Raw genomic sequence first — 522 nt, forward strand, 5'->3', positions numbered from 1 at the left:
CCCACGCCTTAGAAGGGCGTTGCTCTATCCAGCTGAGCTAAAGACGCATATTTGGAGCGGGTAAGGGGAATCGAACCCCTGTGTTCAGCTTGGAAGGCTGACGTTCTACCATTGAACCATACCCGCATATTTTGGAGCGGAAGACGAGATTCGAACTCGCGACGTTCACCTTGGCAAGGTGACGCTCTACCACTGAGCCACTCCCGCTCATTTTGGTGCAGGTGAAGGGAGTCGAACCCCCACGCCAAAGGCGCTAGATCCTAAGTCTAGTGCGTCTGCCAATTCCGCCACACCTGCATACTATGATATTTATTTTATGGTGATCCACCGGGGAATCGAACCCCGGACAACTTGATTAAAAGTCAAGTGCTCTACCGACTGAGCTAGTGGATCATAATGGCTGGGATGGCAGGATTCGAACCTACGCATGTAGCAGTCAAAGTGCTATGCCTTACCGCTTGGCGACATCCCAATTTTTTAATGGGGTGAACGAAGGGACTCGAACCCTCGACAACCAGAACC

5 tRNA genes are annotated in these 522 nt (G+C 51.7%); all 5 read right to left on the minus strand.

The features are described 5' to 3' along the window. Window positions 1-52: 52 nt before the first annotated feature. The 5 genes from CPAL_RS12875 to CPAL_RS12895 all read right to left on the minus strand — a co-directional run bounded on the left by CPAL_RS12875 (window position 53) and on the right by CPAL_RS12895 (window position 472). Window positions 53-126, minus strand: a tRNA-Gly gene (locus CPAL_RS12875). A gap of 6 nt (window positions 127-132) precedes the next feature. Next, window positions 133-207: transfer RNA gene (locus tag CPAL_RS12880), tRNA-Gly, on the minus strand. A gap of 6 nt (window positions 208-213) precedes the next feature. Next, a tRNA-Leu gene (locus CPAL_RS12885) sits at window positions 214-297 on the minus strand. Between the two features lie 20 nt (window positions 298-317). Continuing rightward, window positions 318-393, minus strand: a tRNA-Lys gene (locus CPAL_RS12890). 4 nt (window positions 394-397) lie between these two features. Next, window positions 398-472 (minus strand) — tRNA-Gln (locus CPAL_RS12895). Window positions 473-522: the final 50 nt, after the last annotated feature.

Source organism: Clostridium thermopalmarium DSM 5974 (assembly GCF_002995795.1).
GTDB lineage: Bacteria > Bacillota > Clostridia > Clostridiales > Clostridiaceae > Clostridium_H > Clostridium_H thermopalmarium.